19 protein-coding genes are annotated in these 19,397 nt (G+C 72.0%); 10 read left to right on the plus strand and 9 right to left on the minus strand.

The genetic code is table 11. The annotated features are described in order from the left end of the window. Positions 1–2 precede the first annotated feature (2 nt). The 5 genes from JMF97_RS08920 to JMF97_RS08940 all read right to left on the minus strand — a co-directional run bounded on the left by JMF97_RS08920 (position 3) and on the right by JMF97_RS08940 (position 3,234). Entirely contained in the window at positions 3–413 is a 411-nt protein-coding gene (locus tag JMF97_RS08920; RefSeq protein WP_013733859.1) for an Rv0361 family membrane protein, read from the minus strand. A 126-nt stretch (positions 414–539) separates the two neighbouring features. Beyond that, complete coding sequence (locus JMF97_RS08925; RefSeq protein WP_203221113.1) at positions 540–1,538, minus strand: tyrosine-type recombinase/integrase; 999 nt, start codon at positions 1,536–1,538, stop codon at positions 540–542. A gap of 145 nt (positions 1,539–1,683) precedes the next feature. Then, positions 1,684–2,109: an Hsp20/alpha crystallin family protein gene (locus tag JMF97_RS08930; protein WP_013733857.1), complete on the minus strand. Its 426-nt coding sequence runs from the start codon at positions 2,107–2,109 to the stop codon at positions 1,684–1,686. 107 nt (positions 2,110–2,216) lie between these two features. Continuing rightward, on the minus strand, positions 2,217–2,633 hold the full coding sequence (locus tag JMF97_RS08935) for a DUF6069 family protein (RefSeq protein WP_203221114.1): 417 nt from the start codon (positions 2,631–2,633) through the stop codon (positions 2,217–2,219). Positions 2,634–2,730: 97 nt separating this feature from the next. Continuing rightward, a complete protein-coding gene (locus JMF97_RS08940; RefSeq protein WP_203221115.1) occupies positions 2,731–3,234 on the minus strand; it encodes a CGNR zinc finger domain-containing protein in 504 nt (167 codons plus the stop codon). 105 nt (positions 3,235–3,339) lie between these two features. Between JMF97_RS08940 and JMF97_RS08945 the strand changes: the two genes are divergently transcribed. Continuing rightward, entirely contained in the window at positions 3,340–4,212 is an 873-nt protein-coding gene (locus tag JMF97_RS08945) for an alpha/beta fold hydrolase (RefSeq protein WP_203221116.1), read from the plus strand. A gap of 6 nt (positions 4,213–4,218) precedes the next feature. Here JMF97_RS08945 and JMF97_RS08950 read toward each other — a convergent pair whose 3' ends face one another. Continuing rightward, positions 4,219–4,689, minus strand: coding sequence for a MarR family winged helix-turn-helix transcriptional regulator (locus tag JMF97_RS08950; RefSeq protein ID WP_203221117.1), 471 nt, complete (start codon positions 4,687–4,689; stop codon positions 4,219–4,221). Positions 4,690–4,774: 85 nt separating this feature from the next. On the opposite strand from JMF97_RS08950, the gene JMF97_RS08955 reads away from it, so the two are divergent. The 4 genes from JMF97_RS08955 (at position 4,775) to JMF97_RS08970 (ending at position 8,800) form a co-directional block, all read left to right on the plus strand. Next, on the plus strand, positions 4,775–6,325 hold the full coding sequence (locus tag JMF97_RS08955; RefSeq protein WP_203221118.1) for an ArnT family glycosyltransferase: 1,551 nt from the start codon (positions 4,775–4,777) through the stop codon (positions 6,323–6,325). 55 nt (positions 6,326–6,380) lie between these two features. Further along, complete coding sequence (locus JMF97_RS08960; RefSeq protein WP_203221119.1) at positions 6,381–7,163, plus strand: FkbM family methyltransferase; 783 nt, start codon at positions 6,381–6,383, stop codon at positions 7,161–7,163. A 69-nt stretch (positions 7,164–7,232) separates the two neighbouring features. Next, positions 7,233–7,700 carry an HNH endonuclease gene (locus tag JMF97_RS08965; protein WP_203221120.1) on the plus strand — a complete coding sequence of 156 codons (468 nt, stop codon included), beginning with the start codon at positions 7,233–7,235 and terminating at the stop codon, positions 7,698–7,700. A gap of 386 nt (positions 7,701–8,086) precedes the next feature. Beyond that, positions 8,087–8,800 carry a DUF8817 family protein gene (locus tag JMF97_RS08970; RefSeq protein WP_203221121.1) on the plus strand — a complete coding sequence of 238 codons (714 nt, stop codon included), beginning with the start codon at positions 8,087–8,089 and terminating at the stop codon, positions 8,798–8,800. Between the two features lie 14 nt (positions 8,801–8,814). Here JMF97_RS08970 and JMF97_RS08975 read toward each other — a convergent pair whose 3' ends face one another. Beyond that, positions 8,815–9,747: a LysR family transcriptional regulator gene (locus JMF97_RS08975; protein ID WP_412101337.1), complete on the minus strand. Its 933-nt coding sequence runs from the start codon at positions 9,745–9,747 to the stop codon at positions 8,815–8,817. Between the two features lie 82 nt (positions 9,748–9,829). Between JMF97_RS08975 and JMF97_RS08980 the strand changes: the two genes are divergently transcribed. Beyond that, entirely contained in the window at positions 9,830–10,780 is a 951-nt protein-coding gene (locus JMF97_RS08980) for a DMT family transporter (protein WP_203221123.1), read from the plus strand. 4 nt (positions 10,781–10,784) lie between these two features. On the opposite strand, the gene JMF97_RS08985 is transcribed toward JMF97_RS08980, so the two are convergent. Then, the gene (locus JMF97_RS08985; protein ID WP_203221124.1) at positions 10,785–11,249 is read right to left on the minus strand and encodes a DnaJ family domain-containing protein; all 465 of its coding nucleotides are present in this window, start codon (positions 11,247–11,249) and stop codon (positions 10,785–10,787) included. Between the two features lie 145 nt (positions 11,250–11,394). On the opposite strand from JMF97_RS08985, the gene JMF97_RS08990 reads away from it, so the two are divergent. Then, positions 11,395–12,045 carry a LysE family translocator gene (locus JMF97_RS08990; RefSeq protein WP_043720878.1) on the plus strand — a complete coding sequence of 217 codons (651 nt, stop codon included), beginning with the start codon at positions 11,395–11,397 and terminating at the stop codon, positions 12,043–12,045. A 3-nt stretch (positions 12,046–12,048) separates the two neighbouring features. Here the strand turns inward: JMF97_RS08990 and JMF97_RS08995 are convergent, their stop codons facing one another. Beyond that, the gene (locus JMF97_RS08995; protein ID WP_203221125.1) at positions 12,049–14,046 is read right to left on the minus strand and encodes a beta-galactosidase; all 1,998 of its coding nucleotides are present in this window, start codon (positions 14,044–14,046) and stop codon (positions 12,049–12,051) included. 375 nt (positions 14,047–14,421) lie between these two features. Here JMF97_RS08995 and JMF97_RS09000 point away from each other — a divergent pair, with 375 nt between their 5' ends. The 3 genes from JMF97_RS09000 (at position 14,422) to JMF97_RS09010 (ending at position 19,388) form a co-directional block, all read left to right on the plus strand. Next, the gene (locus JMF97_RS09000; RefSeq protein ID WP_043724454.1) at positions 14,422–15,639 is read left to right on the plus strand and encodes an ROK family transcriptional regulator; all 1,218 of its coding nucleotides are present in this window, start codon (positions 14,422–14,424) and stop codon (positions 15,637–15,639) included. Between the two features lie 270 nt (positions 15,640–15,909). Continuing rightward, the gene (locus tag JMF97_RS09005; RefSeq protein WP_203221126.1) at positions 15,910–18,354 is read left to right on the plus strand and encodes a glycoside hydrolase family 3 C-terminal domain-containing protein; all 2,445 of its coding nucleotides are present in this window, start codon (positions 15,910–15,912) and stop codon (positions 18,352–18,354) included. Beyond that, positions 18,351–19,388 (plus strand): LacI family DNA-binding transcriptional regulator, encoded by a 1,038-nt coding sequence (locus JMF97_RS09010; protein WP_307816834.1) that lies wholly within the window; start codon positions 18,351–18,353, stop codon positions 19,386–19,388. Before JMF97_RS09005 ends, JMF97_RS09010 begins: the two co-directional genes overlap by 4 nt. The last annotated feature ends 9 nt before the right edge of the window (positions 19,389–19,397 follow it).

The following is a 19,397-nucleotide window of genomic DNA, read 5'->3' on the forward strand; positions in this document are numbered from 1 at the left end:
GGTCAGTACGGGTCGCCGCAGACCCGCCAGCCGTCCTCTTCGCGTACCACCGACAGGTCCCGCTCTTCGGTGCTGCCGCTGTCGCGGGTCAGCCGTACGGTGACGGTGCCGTACGGCCGGCCGGCGCGGGTCGCCACCGACACGTCGACGATCTCGTAGTCGCGCACCACCGGCGGGGTGCGGACCCAGCTGGCGAAGCCCAGTTCGCTCCACCGGCTGCGCGCGTCGCTGCACAGCCGCCCGTACGCGCCGTCGGTGTCGCCCGCGGTCACCTGCCGCAGGAACCCTTCGGCGGTCTCCCGGACCGGGCCGGCGGCCTGCGTGACGACCTGGACGTTCCAGGCGCCCAGGCCGGCGACGCCGACGCAGCACAGGGCCACCCCGATCCCGGCGAAGGTGAGCCCAGCCCGCATCGGGTGGCGTCGCCGGGCCGGTCTGCTCCACGACTGCGCAGCGCCCACACCCTCAGACGGTAGAGAATTCGCCGCCACGGCGGGCGGAAAGCCGCCGCCGTCCGTGAGGTGGGCGCTGCGCGCCGGTCAGCCGCGGCGGCGGGCGCGGGCAGCCCAGATGACGTACGCGGGATCCCGGTCGAGGTTGTGCCGGTCCCGGTCGTAGCGGCGGGTGGTGCGCGGGTCGGCATGCCCCATGGCGTCCTGCACGTCCTCCAGCGGTACGCCCTCGGCGCGGGCGGTGGTGGCGAAGGCGTGCCGCAGCGAGTGCGGCGACAGGTGTGCCCAGGCCGGTATCTGGGCGCTGCGGGCGAGGCGGCGGACCAGCCGGAACACCGAGTGCCGGTCCAGACGGGCGCCGCTGGCGGTGACCAGCAGTGGGCCGGTGAGCTCGCTGACCGGCACGCCCTCGGCGGCGGCCCGCTGCGCCAGGTACGTGTCGACGGCGTGGGCGGTGGAGGGGGTCAGCGCCCGGCGGCGGGCCTTGCCGCCCTTGCCGACGAAGCGGACGCTGCGGTGTCCCCGTTCCGCGCCGAGGTCGGTGATGTCCAGGGCGACCAGTTCCCCGACCCGCAGGCCGAGGTCGGCCAGCAGGGCGATGGCGGCCCGGTTGCGGGCGGCGGTCGGTCCGGTGTCGGCGTCGGCGGCGGTGAGCAGCGCGTCGACCTCGTCGGGGGTGAGCCCGATGGTGGCGGAGTGGTCGCGGTCGACGCGGGGCCGGTCGGCGTCGGCGACCGGGTTGGTGTCGACCGCGCGCAGCTTGACCAGGAAGTCGTACCAGCTGGACAGGGCCGACAGTCGGCGAGCCACGGTCGCCGGGGTGAGTGGACGCCCGGTGCGCGCCACCAGTGTGGACTCCAGTGTTCGCGCGTACTCGTTGACGTGCAGGAAGTTCACCCGCAGCGGGTCCAGGTGGCGGTCGGTGCACCAGGCGAGCCAGTTGGCGACGTCCCGTCGGTAGGCGTCGCGGGTGTGCTCACTGAGTCGCCGGTTGCGCAGCCACGCCTCGGTGACGGCGGTCGGGCCGCCGGGCAGAGCGGGATGATCCGGTGGGCGGAACAGTACCGGAGTGTTGGACACGGCCATGTGAAAAAGGTTCCCAGCCGGGAGGCCGGTTCACGATCAGGCGCGCCGGAACATGATCAGCAACCCTGGACGGCTGGTCCGGTCGATGTGGAGTGACGGACGACGGCGGGACGGCACCCGTCCCGCCGTCGTCGCGGTCGTGGTTTCAGGCGTTGATCTGCTTGCGGCCGTTGCCGGTGGCGCTGATGGCCACCTTGCGGGGCTTGGCCCGCTCGGCCACCGGGATGCGCAGCGTCAGTACGCCGTTGTCGTAGCCGGCTTCGAGCTTGTCGGTGTCGAGGGTGTCGCCGAGGAAGAGCTGCCGGTGGAACACCCCCATCGGGCGCTCGGCGGCGACGAGTTCGACGCTGTCGCCGGTGGGGCGGCGACGCTCGGCACGGACGGTCAGCACGTTGCGCTGCACGGTGCAGTCGATGCTGTCCGGGTCGACGCCCGGCAGGTCGAATGCCGCGTAGAAGTAGTCACCGTCGCGGTAGGCGTCCATGTGCATGACGGCCGGACGGCTGGTGGTGCCGAAGAACTGCTCGGCGATCCGGTCGATCTCCCGGAACGGGTCGGTGCGCATCAGCATGTCGTGCCTCCTCGGTTCCTTGGGCCGAAGGTTTCAGAGTTGAGTCCGTACGACTCAACTTCACCTACGTGTTTAACGCGCTCGCCGCTCGTCGTCAAGTCGGGTTTTCAGTGGTCGTTCTCGGGTAGCTGGCTGACCAGGACGACCGGCACCGCCAGGTGCATCGCCCCCAGGGCGATCTTGGCGCCGGCGGTGGCGTCGACCTGGAGCAGAGGCGCGAACGACAGCAGCGTGGCCGCCACCACGAGGCTGAACCAGATGGTGGTGGCTGATCGTCCGGTGAATCGCTCCAGCAGGGCCAGCGCCGCCCAGCCCAGCAGGGCTGCTGCGAGGGAGACGACGACGACCGGAACGAGGTTGACGACCATTGCGGCCTGACCGGGGCTGCGTACCGCGTAGTCGGCGCCGCCGAACGCTCCGACCAGCCAGATCGCGACACAGGCGGCAACGGCCGCCAGGATGCCGAGGGATCGGCGGCGCAGGGACGCGGTGGTGCTGACGGAAGGCGCGGTGGTGCTGCTCATGGGCCACTCCTTGATTGGGTACCTGCACAGTGACCGTATCAGATGATCTCGCGCGGGACGATCTTTTTCGAGATCAAGCAGGCGTACGAAGCACCGATCAGGTCGCCGGTTTGTGGCGGGCGCGTTCCTGGTGGCGGCGGGCCTTCAAGCGGTTGCCGCAGGTCTTCATCGAGCACCAGCGGGCGGTGTTGGCGCGGCTGCGGTCCAGGTGGAACAGGCGGCACTCGTCGTTGCCGCAGGGGCGCAGGCGACCGGGGCGGCGCGCCTGCACGTCGTACCAGGTGAGCACCAACTGCACCGCGAGCATCCGTTCGGGCGGCCCGTGCAACCGCCAGCGCAGGGTCGCCCCGCCGACCTCGGGCACCTGCTGGACGCCGGCGAGAATCCGCCGCAGGTCCGCCTCCGGCACCGGGCCGCGCGTGGCGACCTGAAGCACGTCCCTGGCCGTACGCAGCCACTCGATCGCCTGCGCGTCATCGACACCGCCGTGCTCACGCGCCCACTGCCGCAGGACGGCGTCGTCCGCCCACCGGTCCTGCGGTCGGCCGTCCACCACCGGAGTGCTGTTCAGCGCGTCCAGCAGCGCCTCTTCGTCGATCATCCACCCACCCCGGCCGTCTAACCCTCTTGGTTGCCTTGACAGGTTACCCCGACATCCGGTCCACTGGGCGTAGTTAACCACCAGAAGCATTCGAGAGGGTTAGTCATGGTCGAGGTTCGTCACCAGTACGCCACCGTGCGAGGGCACCGCATCTTCTACCGCGAGGCAGGCCCCCGCGACGCGCCGACGCTGCTGCTCCTGCACGGCTTTCCCACCAGCTCGCGGATGTTCCGCCGGCTGATTCCGCAGCTCGCCGACCGGTTCCACGTCATCGCCCCCGACCACCTCGGCTTCGGCCACTCCGACACCCCGCCCGCCGACACGTTCACCTACACCTTCGACGCGCTCGCCGACCTCACCGAGGCGCTGCTGACGGACCTCGGCGTCACCCGCTACGCCATCTACGTGCAGGACTACGGCGCGCCCATCGGATGGCGGCTCGCGCTGCGCACCCCGGCGGCCGTCACCGCCGTGATCAGCCAGAACGGCAACGCGTACGACGACGGCTTCGTCCCCCAGTTCTGGGCACCCGTGTGGGCGTACGCCAGGAACCCGGGACAGGACACGGAGCCCGCGGTCCGCGAGGCGCTCAGCCTCGACGCGATCCGCTGGCAGTACCTGCACGGCGTGGACCGGCCCGAACTGGTCGACCCCGACACCTGGACGTTCGACCATCGCGACATCAGCCGCCCCGGCAACGACCTGGCCCAGCTCGCCCTCTTCCGCGACTACGCCACCAACCCGCCGCTGTACCCGCGGCTGCACGAGTACTTCCGGAGCAGCCAGGTGCCGCTGCTGGCCGTGTGGGGCACCGAGGACCTCATCTTCGGCCCGGACGGCGCACGCGCCTTCACCCGGGACCTACCGACGGCCGAGATACGCCTGGTGCCCGGAGGCGGTCACTTCCTGCTCGAAAGTCACCTGGACACCGCGGCCGGTCACATCCGGGACTTCCTGACCCGGACGCTGCTGACCTGAGACCCGCTAACAGACCGAGCCGGCCGGCCCGCAGGCGTTGACCCGGGACAGCCGTCCGCCGACCAGCCGCTGCACCGCGCTGAGGAACACCTCACGCTCGCTGTCCGGCAACGCGGCGAGCACGTCCTGTTCCAGCCCGGCGGCGATCTCCTGAGCCTGGTCGAGCACCTGCTCGCCCTGCGTGGTCACCTCCACCAACCGGGCCCGTCGGTCGGTCGGCGACGGCACCCGGCGGGCCAGGCCGGCGGCCTCAAGGTGATCCAGAGTCACCACCATTGTCGTCTTGTCCACCCCGCACAGTTCACCGAGCTGCCGCTGGGTGAGGCCTCCGGCCCGGGCCCGGGCCAGCACGCAGTGGTCCCGAGGGGAGATGCCGAGCTCGGCCAGGCCCACGGCGTGCTCCGCGCGCAGCGCGTGGCTGGCCCAACTGAGCAGAAACATCAAGTCCGACGGGCGCCCCGGCGACGGGATGGTCATGCCCTGAGGTTAACAACATATTCCGAACCGGGATCGTTGCCTCGATCACGGACCGGGTACCCGTCGACGGCCGGTCTGACCGACAATGGGTGTCGTGACGCGGTCGACGGCACCCGAGACCGACCTCGGCCAGCCCCGACGGCCGGGCCCACCCGCTCCGGGCCCCCGGTCCGGTGGCCCGTGGGTGGTCGCCGCGGCGGTCACGATCCTGCTGCTGATCATGGCTCCCCGTTACGGCTACCACCGCGACGAACTGTATTTCCTGCTCGCCGGGCGCCACCTCGACTGGGGGTACGTGGACCAGGGGCCGATGGTTCCCGCCCTGGCCCGACTGATCGACACGATCGCGCCGGACAGCCTGCTCGCCCTGCGTACGCCGTCTGCTCTGCTGGCCGGTACGGCGGTGCTGATGGTCGCCGCGATCGCCCGGCAGTTCGGTGCCGGCCGCGGCGGACAGACGCTCGCCGCGGCCCTCGGCGGCGCGTCGGGCATCACGCTGGCCAGCGGTCACCTGCTCAGCACCACCACCGTCGACCTGGTCGTCTGGCTCGCCGCCGCGCTGTGCACGGTCCGGCTGCTGCGTACCGGGGACAGCCGGTGGGCGCTGGCCGTCGGCGCGGTCCTCGGCCTCGGCATGCTCAACAAGCTGCTGCCCGCGCTGCTCGCCGTCGGTCTGCTCGCCGGACTGGCGATCGCCGGACCACGCCGGCTGCTGCGCGACCGCACCGTCTTACTCGCCGCCGGGATCTTCGCGCTGCTCGCCGCGCCGACCCTGCTCTGGCAGGCGACCCACGGATTTCCCCAGCTCGGGGTCGCCGCCACCATCTCCGGCGGGGACAGCTCCTACAGCGGTCGACTCGACGCGGCCATCCTCCAGTTCCTGATCATCAGCCCGTTCGTCGTACCGATCTGGTCGACCGGGCTGTTCGTGCTGTTGCGCCGCCCGGCATGGCGCAGGTACCGGTCGCTGGGCTGGGCCTGGCTGGCCGTCGTCGGTGTCGTGCTGCTCGCCGGCGGCAAGGGCTACTACCCCGCCCCGCTGCTGCTGGTGCTGACCGCCGCCGGTGCGGTCGTGGCCGCCCGGTGGGCGCAGCACGGCCGGGCCCGCGCACGCCGGGTGCTGCTGGCGGCCGTCGTGGTGCTCACCGCCGCCAGCAACACGGTGCTGCTGCTGCCGACATTGCCGGTCGACCGGCTGCCCGGCTTCGTGGTAGCCGTCAACTACGACACCGGCGAGACCATCGGCTGGCCGGCGTTCACCGACTCCCTCGCCGCCGTGCACCGCCGGCTACCGGCCGACGAGCAGGCCCGGGCGATGATCCTCACCGGCAACTACGGCGAGGCCGGCGCGGTGGCCCGGTACGGCCCGCAACGCGGCCTGCCCGCCGCCTACTCCGGGCACAACAGCATGGCCGACTTCGGCCGACCACCGGACGACGCCGACGTGGTGATCGCCGTCGGCTGGCAACAACCACAGCAACTGCGTACGTGGTTCACCGAGGTGACCCTGGCCGGCCAGGTGGACCAGCGGGTGGCGGTGGACAACGACGAGAACGGCGGGCCGATCTGGCTGTGCCGGGGCCTGCGCCGCCCGTGGGCCGACATCTGGGCCACCGAGGTACGCCACAGCGGGTGACCGTGGCATCAACGAAGCGCCATGACCGATGGAGTGCACGGGTTAAGGTGCGGCGATGAGCTTCCAGTCTGCCGCGGTCGAGGCGCTCAAGGCCGACCCGGCCACCGCTTCGCTGCACCGCTCCCTCGAGGTCTACTACGGCGACCCGGAGCGCGACGCGGCGATGGACGCCTTCTACGCCCGTTTCGTACGCCCCGGCGACCTGGTGTTCGACATCGGCTCGCACGTGGGCGACCACATCGGCAGCTTCCGCCGCCTCGGCGCCCGGGTGATCGCCGTGGAACCGCAACCGATGTGCCTGCGCGCGCTACGCGCCATCTACGCCGACGACGACCAGGTCACCCTGGTGGCGGCGGCCTGCGGGGCGCAACCGGGTCGGATCGGCTTCCTGGTCAACTCCGCCAACCCGACCGTCTCCACCGCCTCCGGTGACTTCGTCGCCGCCGCGGCCGGCGCCGGCGGCTGGGAGGACCAGGTCTGGGACGGCCAGATCGAGGTACCCGTCACCACCGTCGACGCGTTGATCGCCGAGCACGGCACACCGGCCTTCACCAAAATCGACGTGGAAGGATTCGAGGACGCGGTGCTCGCCGGTCTGAGTCGACCGCTGCCGGCGCTGTCGTTCGAGTTCACCACGATCGGACGGCAGGTGGCGCTGCGCTGCCTGGACCGGCTGGCCGCCCTCGGCTTCGGCGGCTTCGATGTGGCCCTCGGCGACACCAAGGCGCTGACCCTCGGCCGCTGGGTCGACGCCACCGAAATGGCCACCCACCTGCTCGCACTGCCGCACGAGACCAACTCCGGCGACGTCTACTGCGTCCCGTCAACCAACCGGTAGAGGTGTGCCGGTGCCGTGCGTCGCGTGCTACGACGGCACCCTGTCGGCGTCGGGCCATAGCATGAACCGATGCTGTCCCAGATCAACGGGCTGTCGCGACACTTCACCGAGGAGACCCTGCGGGCCTACCTGCTGAGCCGCTCCACGCGTGCCGACAACGGATGTCTCGTCGTGCGTGGCTATGGCCCTCAGCGCGGCGTGTATCAGAAGCTGGCAGGTCGGGCCTGGGCGCACATCGCCGCGTACGTGGTTTTCGTCGGCGGCTACGACCCCACCTTCGAGGTCCACCACGACTGCGGTACCCCGGACTGCATCGAGCCCCGCCATCTGCGTCAGCTCAGCCACGCGGACAACTGCCGGGAACGTGCCCAACGTCCGCGGTGCCGCAACGGCCATGAGCGGGAAACCGATCCCGTGACGGGCCGGCTGCGGCGGCTCTGTCGGGCCTGCAACCGACAGGCACAGCAGCGGTGGCGCGAGCGTCAGGCCGCGACGGTCGCCGATGCCCGCGCCACGTACGGACGCCAGCCGTCCTGATTGCCGGCCGCTGATCCTCGGTCGACGCCACGACTACACCAGCCCAACTACTTACGCACAATAACAGTCATTATGATGCGCGCGATATGCCCGCTTTGTGGCGGTGAATTATTGGATTGCTGTGTAAAGTAATCCAATAATCCGAAGTGGGACTGTTCCGCCTTCGGGATCGGCTCGCCCTTGGTTCCAGTGGGGTGCTGTGTCAGAAGCAGTCAACGGCGGCCCGCCGCCGTTGACTGGCTGAAGCCGTACGCCGCGATGAGTTGCCGGCAGGGTTCGTCGCAAGTCAGGCGCAGCTCGCATCGCATCGACCGTTCGGCCGTCCGTGGCTGACGATCGGACATTTCCATGTGCGTGTGCCCCGACGCGACGGCTACGAAGGACGAATGACCAACGAGGTGACCATTCCCCTGCTGCCCTGCCCGTCGATCGACGACATCGTCGCCTTCTATTCGGTGCTCGGGTTCCACACCACGTACAAGCAGCGCAAACCCAACCCGGCCGTCGGGTTGCAACGGGAAGACCTGAACCTGCAGTTCTTCGAGATCCCGGGGTTCGACCCGGCGAAGTCCTACGGCTCGTGCATCGTGCTGACCTCGGACACGGGGCAGCTGTACCAGGCTTTCGCGGCGGGCATGCGCGCCGCGTACGGCAAGGTGTTGGTCTCCGGGACGCCGCGGATGACCCGACCCCGGGCGCGGAAGAACACCGACGGGCTGAGCGGCTTCAGCGTCATCGATCCCGGCGGCAACTGGATCCGCGTCTTCCAGAACACCCCGCCCTCCCCCGCCCCGACGCCGACCGGGCGGCTGGGCAAGGCGATGGCCAACGCCGTCGTGCAGGCCGACTCCCGAGGGGACGCCCGACAGGCGGCCCGGATTCTCGACAGCGCACTGGCCCGCCCCGAGCCGGATGACGACCCGGTCGCGTTGGTGGAGGTGCTCGTCTACCGCGCCGAGGTGGCGATGACCCTGGACGATCCGGCCACGGCGGCCGAGATGCTGGCCCGCGTCGACCGTGTCGCGTTGAGCGCGGACGACGCCACACGGGCTGCTGCCGCGTACGAGGCCGCTGCGGACCTTGAGGCAGCGCTGTCCTAAGTACTACGCGGCCGTCAGCGTTCGGCGGACGCTGACGGGCCGAGGCCGATCCGGTGCACCTGGTCCGTCAGGGCTGCCAGGAAGGTGGTGAGCGCGGGAGCGGCCGGGGTGTCCCGGGTGGCGGCGACCAGGCGGCGTTTGAGGGCGGTCTCGGCGATGTCGCGGATCGCGAGGGTGGGATCATCGCCGGGCAGGGTGAGGGCCGGCATCAGGGACACGGCCGCGCCGGTGCGGACGAGTTCGAGTTGTACGTCGGCGTCGCTGGCCCGGTGTCGCAGGTCGGGTTCGTAGCCGCCGAGGGCGCGGCAGGTGCCGACGACCATGGCGTGATGGCCGGTGCCCTCGGCGGAGGCGGCCCAGATGTCCGAGCGCAGGTCGGTGACCGCGACGGGCCCGCCGGTGCGGGCGAGGGGATGCGCGGCGGGCAGCACGATCTTCAGTGGTTCTTCGAGCAGGAGCGTGAAGCGTAGTCCGGCCGGCCGGGGGCGCGGGTGGCCGTCGTACTCGTCGCCGATGACCACGTCGACCGCTCCCAGGCGCAGGCTGGGCAGGGCCTGTTCGAGTTCCAGCTCGAAGATCTCCACCCGGATCTGCGGGTGGTCGGCCCGTAGGCGTACCAGGGCGGGCACGAGCAGGCGTCGGGCCGCCGATTGCAGGCCGCCGGCGCGTACGGTGCCGCGGATGTCGCCGCTGAGGGCGGCCAGGTCGGCCGCTGCCGCCTCGGCCGCCGACAACATCACCCGGGCGTGCTGCGCCAGCAGACGTCCGGCGTCGGTGAGTCGCACACCCCGTCCGGCCTTGGTGAGCAGCGGGGCGCCGACCTCCCGTTCCAGCAGCGTGAGCTGCTGGGAGACCGTGGACGGGCTGTAGCCCAGCGCGGCGGCGACGGCGGCGAGGGTGCCGCGTTCCTCGAACTCCCGCAGGAAGCGCAGCCGCCGCAGGTCGATGGCGATCATTCGGAGATGCTAAAGAGTCAGCTGCGGGAATCATCGCTGGACCCGAGGGGTGCCGTCCAAGATCATTGCACGCATGGGTGCAGCACTGTGTCTTCTCTCCGCGGCCTGCTTCGGCGCGATGGCGATCTTCGGAAAGCTCGCGTACGACGCGGGGGTGTCACCCGGGGCGTTGCTGCTGGTGCGCTTCAGCCTGGCCGCCGTCCTGCTGGGGATGGTGCTGCTGGTGCGACCGGGCCTGCGCCACGCCGGTACGCGCACGGGCGACGCGGCCGGGCGGACGCCGATGAGGCGGGTGCTGGCCATCGCCGTCGGCCTGGGTGCCGTCGGGTACGCGACGCAGGCGAGTCTGTTCTTTTCCGCGCTGCAACGGATGGACGCTTCGCTGCTGGCCCTGATCCTCTACACCTACCCGGTCATGGTGACGGTGGTGGCGGTGGCGCTCGGTCGGGACCGGCTCAGCCCTGCGCGCGGGGCGGCGCTCGTGGCCGCCTCGGCGGGCACCCTGCTGGTGCTGCTCGGTGCCGGCGGGGTGAGCTTCCACCCGGTCGGGGCGCTGCTGGCGTTCGCCTCCGCGGTCACCTACACCGTCTACATCCTGGTCGCCGACACGGTGGTGCACCGGTTGGCTCCGGTTGTCCTGTCGGTGCTGGTGATGACCGGTGCCGCCGGCACGCTCGGCGTCCGTGCCCTGCTTACCGGCGGCGTCGACCTCGGGTTCGGGCCGTCGGGATGGTTCTGGCTGGCCTGCATCGCCGTGGTCTCCACCGTGGTGGCGATGCTCACCTTCTTCGCCGGGCTCAAACGCACCGGCCCGTCGACGGCGGCGATCCTGTCCACCTTCGAGCCGGTGGTCACCGCCGCACTGGCCACCCTCGTTCTCGGCGAGTCCCTGACCCCGGTGCAGCTCCTCGGCGGCGTGCTGGTGCTCTCCTGCGTCGCCGTCCTGCAACTGCGCCGGACCCGCCGTCAGGACTCGGCGCCCGAGCGCGATCGGCCCGTGGTGACAGCGGGCGTCGGGTCGTAGGCGGTCAGCTGGCGCGGCGGCGGAACCAGGTACGCCGGGGCGGCGTCGGCGCCTCGTCGGCAGCGGCCGGCGACGCGGTGCGGGCGGCTCGGCGATCGGCCTGCCAGCGCCGCACCACCGCCTCGACGTTCACCGGACGCACCACCACCTTCGGCCCGGACGGGTTACGCAGCCACGCCACGATCTCTTCGTTCAGGTCCGCGACGCAGGCCCGTACGGACTGCTCGGTGGGCAGGTCACGAACCTCGTCGGGGAGCTGTTCGATGCGGCGGCGCAGCAGCAGCGGGGTGGGTAGCAGCAGGTCGGTGGGCACCTGCTCGCGTTCCATGAAGCTCTTGATCCACCAGGACTCGTCGTAGGGCAGACCACGGCCGGGGATCGGCTTGCCCGCACCGGGCAGGTTGTCGAACTCGCCCCGTTCCTGGGCCGAGCGGATCTGCGCTTCGACCGACGCCTGCCAGCTGTCCATTCCGCAACTCCCCCCACCTCACGGTAACGCGACCACGGGTACCCGATACACAGCGTCATCGTGTCCGTCGGCATTCCGCGAGTCGTCCGTCGAGCCGCGTAACCGCGGCGCTAGGCTCCCCGACGAAGACGGGGGGTGTACGACGATGGTGAGTACTGCCGGAATTGTCGGAATCGCGCTTGTCGCTCTGGGGCTGGTGCTGACGCCGGGGCCGAACATGGTCTACCTGGTGTCGCGGTCGGTGACCCAGGGCCGGCGCGCCGGGTTGATCTCGCTGCTCGGGGTGGCGGCCGGTTTCGCGGTCTACCTGGCGGCCGCGGTGGCCGGCATCGCCACCGTGTTCGTGCTGGTGCCGGCGCTGTACACGGCAGTGAAGGTGGCCGGTGCGGGGTACCTGCTGTGGCTGGCGTGGCAGGCGGTGCGCCCGGGTGGGCATTCGCCGTTCACCCCGACGCCGCTGCCGGCCGACCCGAACCGCCGGCTGTTCACCATGGGCCTGGTCACCAACCTGCTCAACCCCAAGATCGCCATCCTGTACGTGTCGTTGCTGCCCCAGTTCATCGACCCGAGCCGGGGTGCCGTGGCGGTGCAGAGCCTGCTGCTCGGGTCGACCCAGATCGCGGTGGCGTTGACCGTGAACGGGCTGATCGTGCTCACCGCCGGCAGCATCGCCGGGTTCCTCGGCCGACGGCCGCTGTGGCTGCGCGCGCAGCGACTGGTGATGGGTACGGTGCTGGCGGCGCTGGCCGTCCGCATCGCCGCCGACCGTTCGCACGCCGCCGTGGCCGCGCCCTGACCGTCAGTGCTCGCGCAGCACGGCGACACCGCCGGGCGGCAACTGCACCACCTCGTCGACCACGCTCGCGGTGAGCAGATCGGTGCCGCGCGCCCGAACCCGTTGCGGGGTGTCGGTGTGGTTGAACAGGAACAGCCAACTGCCACGCGCGCCACGGCGGCGGACCGCCTCGACGCCGGCCGGTGCGTCCGGGCACACCGGGGTGAGGCCGGCCGACCGGGCCGCCTCGTCGAGCAGCCGGCGACAGGTGGCGTCGTCGGGTCGGGTGGAGACGTACCAGGCGGTCCCGGAGCCGGCCCGGTGCCGGGTGATCGCCGGCTGGCCGTCGAGGACCCCACCGGCGTACGCGGTGATCACCTGCGCGCCGGTGGGCCGTAGCGTCTCGGCCCAGATCCGCCCGGTCCCGCCGTCGCTCAGCCGCACCTGGTCGTCGGCGGCGAGCGGGTGGAACTCCTCGACCCGCACGCCGAGCAGGTCGCGAAGCGCGCCCGGGTAGCCGCCGAGTCGCACCCGGGCGTGTTCGTCGGCGACCCCGCTGAGGTACGTGGCCAGCAGGTGTCCACCGCCGGTGACGTACTCGTGGACCCACTGGGCGGTGTCGTCGTCGGTCAGGTAAAGGGCGGGCAGGACGAGCAGCCGGTACCCGGTGAGCGGGTCACCGGGCAGCACGATGTCGCAGCCGTAGCCGGCGTGCCAGAGGGCGCGATGGGCGGCGGCGGTCTCCTGCTGGTGATCGAGCCGGTCGGAGGGCATGCCCGGGTGGCGCAACGCCCACCCGCTCGCCGCGTCCACCACCAGCGCCACACCGGCCTCGACCTGCCCGTCGACCTCGGCGAGCCGGTGCAGGGCGGCGCCGAGGGCGGTCGCCTCGCGGAAGACCCGGCTGTCCGGGCCGGCGTGTGGCACCAGCGCCGAGTGGAAGCGTTCGGCGCCGCCGGTGGGGGCCCGCCACTGGAAGAACATCGCTCCCTGCGAGCCGCGGGCGACGTGGGCGAGGCTGTGGCGGATCATGCGGCCGGGTTCCTTGGTGTGCGCCCGACCGGTGGTGTGGATCTGCTGGGGGGCGCTTTCCATCAGCAGCCAGGACGACGTCGGGTCGCCGCGGTGGCGGCTGCCGTGCCGGGCCCAGCCTCGGGCCAGGTCGCCGACCAGGGCGGTCTGTTCCTCGGCGCCGATGTCGACCGCCGACGGGTAGTGGTCGACGGCGACCAGGTCCACCTCGTCGGCCCAGCGGGCGTGGTCGACCGGCACCCAGTCGCCGAGCACGTAGTTGGTGGTGACCGGGATGCTCGGGTTGGCGGCACGCAGCAGGTCCCGCTGTTCGCGGTACGCGGCCAGCAGGGTGTCCGACCAGAAGCGACGGAAGTCGAGCAGCTGGCCGGGGTTGGCCAGGTACTGGGTGGCGCGGGGGGTGCTGATCTGCGTCCAGTCGCTGTAGTGCTGGCTCCAGAAGCTGGTGACCCAGGCGTCGTTGAGGGCGGCCAGGTCGCCGTGCCGGTCGGCCAGCCAGCGGCGGAACGCGCGGGCGGTGTGTTCGCAGTGGCAGATGGTGCCGTACTCGTTGTGCACGCGCCACAGCGCCACGGCCGGGTGGTGGGCGTACCGGTCGGCGAGGGCGCCGGCGATGCCCAGCGCGGCCGTACGGTAGGCGGGCGCGGCGGCGCAGTAGGTGTCCCGGCTGCCGTGGTGCAGGCGTACGCCGTCGGCGGTGACCGGCAGGGCGCCCGGGTGGGCCGCGGAGAACCACGGCGGCGGGGAGGCCGTCGGGGTGGCCAGGGCGACGCGGATGCCGCCGGCGTGCAGCAGGTCGAGCACCTCGTCGAGCCAGTCGAAGGTGTACCGGCCGGGGGCCGGTTCCAGGCGGGACCAGGCGAACACGCCGACGGTGACCAGGTTGACCCCGGCCCGGCGCATCAACGCGACGTCCTCGGCCCACACCGACGCCGGCCACTGTTCCGGGTTGTAGTCCCCGCCGAAGCAGAGTCGGCCGTCGCTGAACATCCCACCCACCCGCCCATTTAGTTTGAGATCCGTCCAAACTAGGGATGGACTCTGCCCATGTCAAACCCCGACCGATACTTTCGGCAGCCGGTCATGCGTTGACAGTTCGTTGGAAAGTTAAAGAAACTGTCGGCACCGCCCGAGGTGGGTCGGGCCCACGGTCGGAGCCGTCCGGAACCGGCACAGCGGAAGGGAGTTTGCCGCCTCCGACGCCCCGACTAGCATTAGTTGGGTTTCCAATCCAATAGACCGATCGACGGCGATCCGTCCCCAGGACAGGCAAGTGCCAGCGCGGCCGGCGGCGTGCCCGGCCCGCCACGGCCGTACGCGATGATGGACGCACGCCGTGACACCGGCGCAGGGAGCGGGCAGATCGTGATCAGCATCCACAGCGAGCCGCAGCCGACCGACCTCGGTGACGTGCGGGTCGCCAACCGGGCTGTCGTGCTGCGACACGTCCGCCTGCACGCCCCGTGTTCCCGGGCCGACATCGCCGCGCACACGGGCCTGAACAAGGCCACCGTCTCCAGCCTGGTGGCCGAGCTGATCGACCAGCGGCTGATCCGCGAGACCGGGCTGACCGAGAACCGGGTCGGCCGCCCGGCGACGATGCTCGTGCTCGACGGCGAGCCGTACGCCGCCCTCGGCCTGCAGATCGGCGCCGACGAACTCGTCGCGGTCGCCATCGACCTGGCCGGCAACCGCCTGCTGACCTGGCGGCGGGCCTTCGCCGCCGGCACGGCCTCCCCCACCGAGACACTCCGGGCCCTCGCTGCGCTGGCCCGTCGGGCGATCGGCCGGGTCGGCGCGCAGGGCCGCACCGTGCTGGGTCTCACCGTCGGCGTGCCCGGGCTGGTCGACTCGGCCGGCACGGTGCCGGTGGCCACCGCCCTCGGCTGGCGGGAGGTGCCCGTCGCCGCCGAACTCCGCGCCGCGCTACGGGAACCGGCCTTCACCGTCGGCGTCGACACCGTCGCCAACCTCGCCGCCATCGCCGAACAGCGGCACGGCGCGCACGCCGGCACCGCCGACCTGGTGCACCTGACCGGCGGCATCGCCGTCGGCGCGGGCATCATCGCCGACGGCCGGCTGCTGCGCGGCGGGCGCGGCTTCGCCGGCGAGATCGGCCACCTGTGCCTCGACCCGACCGGCCCGCAGTGTTTCTGCGGCGGCCGGGGCTGCCTGAGCGCCCTGGTCGGCCTGCCCGCGGTGGTCCGCCGACTGCTGCCCGACGTCGAGGCCGACGGCCCGGTCACCGACTACCTGCCGGAGCTGCAGCGGATCGTGGCGCTGGCCCGGCAGGACGACCCGGCCGTGCTCAGCGGACTGGCCGAGACCGGCCGGCACCTCGGGCAGGGGGTAGCCGTCCTGGTCGACCTGCTCAACCCGGAGGCGGTGGTGGTGGGCGACCACCTCGCCACCCTGGCGCCCTGGCTGCTGCCCGCGGCCCGGTCCGGGCTGGCCACCCGCGCCCACGCACCCGGCGCCGGCGGCTGCCGGCTGGACGCCTCCATCCTGGACACCGCGGCGGCCCTCGGTGGCGCCACCGCCGCCCTGGCCGCCGTCGAGGCAGGACGCCTGCCCGGGCGCTGACCCCGGCGACACCGACCGACCCGGGCGATCGACGGAGCACCGCGTCCGACCCTGCGCCGAGTCTTGACCGGACCCGTGCCGGGTGCCAACCTCGAAGCGAGCCGCTCCGCTCGGGCACCCGGGGCGGCTTGCTTTCCACGGTTTGTCGAAGCGCTTCACCAGCGTCCGGGCCGACGACCGTCATCCCACCCTGACCTGCGATGCCGCTCGGCCATCGGTCGTCGAAGCGCTTCGACTCTCGGCGTGCCGGGCACTGGAAGGCGAACCACCATGACCGACCGCAGTACGCCCCCGCACCAGACACGCGTCGACGACCTGGTCGCCGCGCTGACCCTGCCGGAGAAGATCGGCCTGCTGCACCAGTGGCAGGCGCCGGTGCCCCGGCTCGGCCTGCCCGGCTTCCGCACCGGCACGGAGGCGCTGCACGGTGTCGCCTGGCTCGGCCCGGCCACCGTCTTCCCCCAGGTAATCGGCCTGGCCAGCAGCTGGAACCCGGAACTGGTGCGGACCGTCGGCGTCGCCGTCGGCGAGGAGGTACGCGCCAAGCATCACGCCGACCCGCAGCGCGTCGGCCTCAACGTGTGGGCGCCGGTGGTCAACCCGCTGCGGGATCCCCGCTGGGGACGCAACGAGGAAGGCTGGTCGGAGGACCCGTGGCTGACCGGCGCGCTGGCCACCGCGTACGCCCACGGGCTGCGCGGTGACCATCCGCAGCGGCTGCGCACCGCCCCCACGGTCAAACACTTCCTCGCCTACAACAACGAGACCGACCGGGCCACCACCTCCAGCGACCTGCCGCCCCGGGTGCTGCACGAATACGAACTGCCCGCCTTCCGGGCCCCCATCGCCGCCGGCGCGGCGGTCGCCGCGATGGCCTCCTACAACCTGGTCGACGGGGTACCGGCGCACCTGAGCCCGCTGATCGAGGCCGAGTTACGGCGCTGGGCGCCGGGCGAGGTGCTGGTCGTCGGTGACGCGGGCGCGGTGAGCAACCTCGCCGGGGTGCAACGGCACCTGCCCGACCACGTCAGCGGATTCGCCGCTGCCCTGCGGGCCGGCGTCGACAGCTTCACCGAGGACGACACCGACAGCGCCCCCACCCGGCAACGCCTGACCGAGGCGCTGCGCCGAGGACTGATCAGCGTGGCCGACATCGACCGGGCGGTACGCCGCATCCTCACCCTCCGCTGCCGCCTGGGTGACCTGGACCCACCGGAGACCGACCCGTACGTCACCGGCACCGACGTGATCGACTGCCCGGCGCATCGGCGGCTGGCCCGCGAAGCCGCCCGCCAGTCGGTGGTGCTGCTGCGCAACGACGGCCTGCTGCCCCTGACCGCGCCGCCGCGCATCGCCGTGCTCGGCCCGCTGGCCGACACCGTGTACGAGGACTGGTACAGCGGCACCCTGCCGTACGCGGTGAGCCTGCACGACGCGCTGGCAGCGCGGCTGCCGCAGGTCACCACCCATGCCGGCGCCGACCGGATCGCGTTGCGGGTGGCCGAACGCTACGTCGGCTGCCCGGACGACGCCGACGGTGGCCCGCTGACCGTCGACGTCGAACCGGCCTGGTTCGACGTGTTCGACTGGGGACGGGACACGGTGGCGTTGCGGGCCGTCGGCAACGGTCGACACGTCGGCGTCGACGACGACGGCGTGTTGGTCAACGACCGTCCGGGGCCGGGCGGCTGGGTGGTGCGGGAGACCTTCCAGTTCGACCCGCTGCCCGCCGGCACGGTGCTGCTGCGGCACCTGGCCACCGACCGGTACGTCACCGTCGACACCGACGGGCGGCTGCGGGTCGACGGCGACGGACCGCAGGCCGCCACCGCGTTCGTGATCGAAGTGGGTGTCGACGGGGCCGCCGAGGCCGCCGCGCTGGCCGCCGCCGCGGACGTAGCGGTGGTGGCGCTGGGCAACCATCCGATGGTCAACGGGCGGGAGACCGAGGACCGGGTCGACCTGGCCCTGCCGGCCCGCCAGGAGGCGCTGCTGCGGGCCGTGTACGCCGCCAACCCGCGTACGGTGCTGGTGGTGACCAGTAGCTACCCGTACGCGATCGGCTGGGCGCAGCGGCACCTGCCGGCGGTGCTGTGGTCGGCGCACGGTGGACAGGAACACGGCAACGCCCTGGCCGACGTGCTGCTCGGCGCCGCGGAACCGGGTGGCCGGCTCACCCAGACCTGGTACGCCGACACCGCCGAACTGCCCGACCTGCTCGACTACGACGTGATCGGCGCCGACTTCACCTACCTGTACTACCGGGGTGAGCCGCTGTTCCCGTTCGGACACGGCCTGTCGTACACCGACTTCGACTACACCAACCTGCGTCTGAGCGCGACGACAGTGTCGGTCGGCGCGGAGGTCGAGGTGAGCGTGGACGTCACCAACACCGGCGAGCGGGTCGGCGAGGAGGTGGTGCAGCTCTACACCCGGCAGCGTCGTTCCCGGGTCAAGCAGCCACTGCGGCAGCTGCGGGACTTCGCCCGGGTGACGGTGGCGCCCGGCGAGTGCCGCACGGTCACCCTGCGACTGCGCACCGCGGAACTGAGCTGGTGGGACGCCGACCAGGGTCGCCTGGTGGTGGAGGACGCCACCCACAGCGTGCTGGTGGGCCGCTCCGCGACCGACGTGCGGCTCACCGGCACCGTGACCGTACGCGGTGACACGCTGCCCTGCCCGGCGCGGCTGTCCAGCACGAGCGGGGCGCGGTGAGCGGGCGGGGACGGGTGGCGTCCGGGCAGCCGACCATCGCCGACGTGGCCCGGCACGCCGGTGTGGCGGTGAGCACCGTGTCGTACGTGCTCAGCGGCAAACGGGCCATCTCCGAGGTGACCCGCAGCCGGGTGCTGTCCAGCATCCGGGTGCTCGGCTACCACCCGAACGCCGGGGCGCGGGCGCTGGCCAGCCGCCGCTCCAACGTGATCGCGCTGGTGCTGCCGCTGCGCTCGGGCATCCAGGTGCCGGTGGTGATGCAGTTCGCCACCGCCGTGGTGACCTCGGCCCGCCGCCACGACCACGACGTGCTGCTGCTCACCTCCGACGAGGGCCCGGAAGGGCTGCGCCGCATCGCCGCCGGCGCCCTGGTCGACGGGGTGCTGGTGATGGACGTGGAGTTGCACGACGTACGGGTGCCGTTGCTGCGGCAGCTGGGCCGCCCCAGCGTCCTGATCGGGCTGCCCGCCGACACCAGCGAGCTGACCTGTGTGGACCTGGACTTCCACCGGGCCGGGCAGCTCTGCGTGGAACACCTGGCGGGGCTCGGTCACCGCAGGGTCGCCCTGCTCGGCGCCCCGGGGGCCGTCTACGACCGGGGCACCGGGTTCGCCCACCGCACCCGCGCCGGGGTGATCGAGGCGGCGGCCCGCCACGGTGTCGACGCGGTGACCATGCCCTGCGAGGAGAACGCCGCCGACGTCCACCACCGGGTGGTCGGACTGTTCGCCCGCCACCCGGACATCTCCGCGTTGATCGTGCAGAACGAGGCGGCGGTCGCACCGATGCAGGCGGCCCTGGCCGCGTCGGGTCGCCGGGTGCCCGACGACGTGTCGGTGGTGGCGGTCTGCCCCGACCAGTTCGCCGAGCACGCCAGTCCCCGATTGACCTGTGTGCCGGTGCCCGCCGAGGAGATCGGCCGGCAGGCGGTGTCGCTGGTGATGGGCAAGCTCCGCGACGAGCCGGTGCCGGAGGTCACGCTGCTGCCCCCACGGTTGACTGTGCGCGACAGCACCGCCCGCCCCGGCCACTAGACTGCCCGT

Origin of the sequence: Micromonospora fiedleri, from assembly GCF_016774385.1 — a bacterium.
GTDB lineage: Bacteria > Actinomycetota > Actinomycetes > Mycobacteriales > Micromonosporaceae > Micromonospora > Micromonospora gifhornensis.